This is a genomic window from Psychrobacter sp. (genome assembly GCF_035469765.1).
Classification (GTDB): Bacteria; Pseudomonadota; Gammaproteobacteria; order Pseudomonadales; family Moraxellaceae; genus Psychrobacter.
On sequence record NZ_DATIRM010000363.1, the window covers coordinates 1 to 2,916 of the forward strand.

The 2,916-nt window shown below is 44.0% G+C and carries 5 protein-coding genes; 1 reads left to right on the forward strand and 4 read right to left on the reverse strand.

From position 1 onward, the window contains the following. The 4 genes from mnmD to ispZ form a co-directional block, all read right to left on the reverse strand. The coding region (mnmD, locus tag VLN09_RS09940; RefSeq protein ID WP_325246090.1) for a tRNA (5-methylaminomethyl-2-thiouridine)(34)-methyltransferase MnmD at positions 1–750 on the reverse strand (750 nt) is incomplete at its 3' end. A gap of 98 nt (positions 751–848) precedes the next feature. Continuing rightward, a complete protein-coding gene (locus tag VLN09_RS09945) occupies positions 849–1,349 on the reverse strand; it encodes a hypothetical protein (protein WP_325246092.1) in 501 nt (166 codons plus the stop codon). Then, the gene (locus VLN09_RS09950; RefSeq protein ID WP_325246094.1) at positions 1,346–1,675 is read right to left on the reverse strand and encodes a YciI family protein; all 330 of its coding nucleotides are present in this window, start codon (positions 1,673–1,675) and stop codon (positions 1,346–1,348) included. Before VLN09_RS09950 ends, VLN09_RS09945 begins: the two co-directional genes overlap by 4 nt. A 95-nt stretch (positions 1,676–1,770) precedes the next feature. After that, positions 1,771–2,322, reverse strand: a complete 552-nt coding sequence (gene ispZ / locus VLN09_RS09955) for a septation protein IspZ (RefSeq protein ID WP_325246096.1) — start codon at positions 2,320–2,322, stop codon at positions 1,771–1,773. Between the two features lie 154 nt (positions 2,323–2,476). Here ispZ and VLN09_RS09960 point away from each other — a divergent pair. Further along, the coding region (locus VLN09_RS09960) for a PHP domain-containing protein (protein WP_325246098.1) at positions 2,477–2,916 on the forward strand (440 nt) is incomplete at its 3' end.

A 2,916-nucleotide genomic window follows, 5' to 3' on the forward strand; every position in this document is an offset into this window, starting at 1 on the left:
AAAACCATGCGACTGTAGCCCGCGTTTGACGATACCAGCACAGCTATAAGTAGCAGCAGTTGTACCAGCACGTGATAAGCGCTGCATTTGGCTAAATATAGTCGCAGCCCACAACGTTTCATTGCACGAGGGCGCAAAACCATCTAAAAACCACGCATCAATATAAGGTCGTCTAATAGCAGTCTCAAACCCTAAGCTTGCTAAGCTGTCACTGGCATCAGCCAACCAAATATCAAGGGTTAAATTATCCTCAATAAAATTTAGCCGATGACAGCCTGCAATCAGCGGCGGGTAGCTGGCTAACAATTGCTCAATCAATGGTGCCAACTCAGGGGCACGCTGTGCCCACGGAGCAAGTATCTTTGCTAAGTCACTAAAGGGGATGGGGTGTTTTTCGGTGGTAATAAAGTGCAAACGGGCGCTTGCTAAGTGTGGATGTGATAATCGAAGCTGTCGCCACAGCTGCCAAGTCGCGAGTAAATTGAGTCCTGTACCGAATCCCAATTCTGCGATAGTAAAGCATTGTTTCGCTGCAAGGTTTGCTAGACGTTCTGGAAGTTGGTTGTTCTCCAAAAACACATGACGTGATTCTGCTAAACCATCAGCGTGCGAAAAATAGACATCACCAAACTCACCTGATACCGGCACTTTATTACCGGTATCATCAGTTTGCCATTCAATGTTAGCAGGGAAGATAACGTGTGTGGGTGTCGTGCTTTTGATGGGATCGATAGAAGCAGTTTTTGACATAGGCATTTATCAACCAGACAGGTATCAAGCAAGCATCAAGTAAATATTCAATAAATAACCATCAAATAAATGGATGATAAAAATCAATAAAAATAGGGTTACCAACGTTCACGGCGGACAAATACCAGCCAAGAAATAAAAATACCGACCAATAAACTAATCAAGACCGTAAAAGCACCATATAAAAATAATTGACCTTTACTTTCATAAACCAAAACGTTTGCTTGGGTTTGCAAATCATTCACTTGCCGCTGCAGCTGCGCATTAAGGCCAAGCAATTCTTGATTGGCAGCCGACAAAGCTTTATTTGATGGTTGCAGTTGCGCAGCTAAGGTATCAGCAATATCGGTGGCAGGCTTTGCTGATGTAGCCATTTCTGCGACCGGAGCAGTTGTTTGAGGCACAGTTTGAGTATCTGCCGTTTGAGAAGTATTGTTAACTGCAATTAGTGCTGGCACAATCCCTGCTGCGGGCTCGGTCTGGGCGGTCAGTGTTGGCGCTGCATGTACCGAGATAGTAGTTATTAATACTATGCCTGCAATAGCGGTGCTTGCAAGACCAGTTTTATGACTGTTTAATGAGAGTAACCGCTGAATCACGAAGTTGTTACCTCATCTGCTGAGCTGGCATTCGCTACTGGTAACGCCTGAATAAATGGCTTGATATCAACATGGCTATAGACACCATCACGTAGATAAGGCTCAGCGCTTGCCCACTCTTGAGCCGCAGTTAGAGAGTCAAAATCAGCAATGATCAGGCTACCCGACATCTCGTTTTTACCATGTTCGATGGGTGTAGGACCTGCGATAACTAACCGCTGCTCACGATTCAATATTTGTAAGCGTTCAATATGCTCTGCACGTGTCAGCTGACGTTGGGCGCTACTGCCTGCTACGTCGTGACCGATAATGGCAAATAAGGACATGCTGCTTCCTCAATCAATTAGTCGGAAAATAAGGCGTTATAATCGTGATGTAAAAAGCAACGTTTATCTTAACGTAAGCGCTGCTTATCAAACTTTTATTTAACAGATTTGTCAGTTAATGCTGGATTTAGGTGTTTTTTCAATACCAAGAACTGCGCAACCACGAATACCAACATAATCGGAATCCAGCCGTAAGTTTTAAAGTTAATCCAAGCTTCATCTGACATGGTAAATGCCGTGATATAATGTAGGATGCCCATCATGGCAAAGAACAATGCCCAAGCAATGGTCAGTTTCTTCCAGCCACTCATAGTGAGTGAAAAGACATCTTTCATTGCTAGTTGGATCAAAGGCTTATTGATCACGGCACTAACCAAAAGTGTAAACGCAAAAATCCCATTAATAATTGGGGATTTCCAGCGCAAGTAAATATCGTCACGCAATAGCAAGGTGCCACCGCAAAAAACGATGGTTAGCAATAAAACGACCCATTGTTGTTTGTCAAACTTGCCTTTTTGACGCACAAAGTGAATCGCATAGACGGCGATAGTGGCAACGAGCAATGCGCCCGCTGCCGCCAAAATACCATTGTAACGGGCGGCAATAAAAAACGCGATTAAGGGAATGAAGTCTAATAAGGCTTTCATGGCAAATAAAATGTCCAACTAAAACGTATGCGCTAGTTTACACGTCTACTGCGCCAAAAAAAAGCAATCAACGCTATAATCCTCTGATATGACCTGCTTTGGCGCTTTTAATCCTATTTTATTCAAAAATATTCAAAACCCTAAGGCTTGCTTTATGAAAATCGATTTACATTGCCACAGTACTTGCTCTGATGGCACTTATGCGCCGGCAGAAGTCGTACAACGCGCCCATAGCGCTGGTATCAATGTATTGGCTTTGACCGATCATGATACCTTGCTTGGTATTAACGAGGCGCGCGCCGTGGCTGATGCATGCGATATCACCCTTATCAATGGCGTAGAAATCAGCTGTGAGCATACCTTGAGCGGCGGCTACGGTAAAAATAAATCTACTAATAAAATTATCCATGTACTGGGGCTTGATTTTAGTGATCGCGAAAAAATGCACGCAACCTTACAACAATTACAAGACAGCCGCGCCACTCGTGGTCAACGTATCACAGAAAAGCTCAGTACGTTGCTTAGTATTGATTACGATGAGCTGTGGCAAGCTATTCTTGCTAAAGCTAGTGGCAATCCGCAAGCAGTCGGGCG

Excerpts from the sequence above, each read along its gene's own strand:
- VLN09_RS09950 (WP_325246094.1), bottom strand. The coding sequence starts at position 1,675 with ATGTCCTTATTTGCCATTATCGGTCACGACGTAGCAGGCAGTAGCGCC.
- ispZ (WP_325246096.1), bottom strand. The coding sequence starts at position 2,322 with ATGAAAGCCTTATTAGACTTCATTCCCTTAATCGCGTTTTTTATTGCC.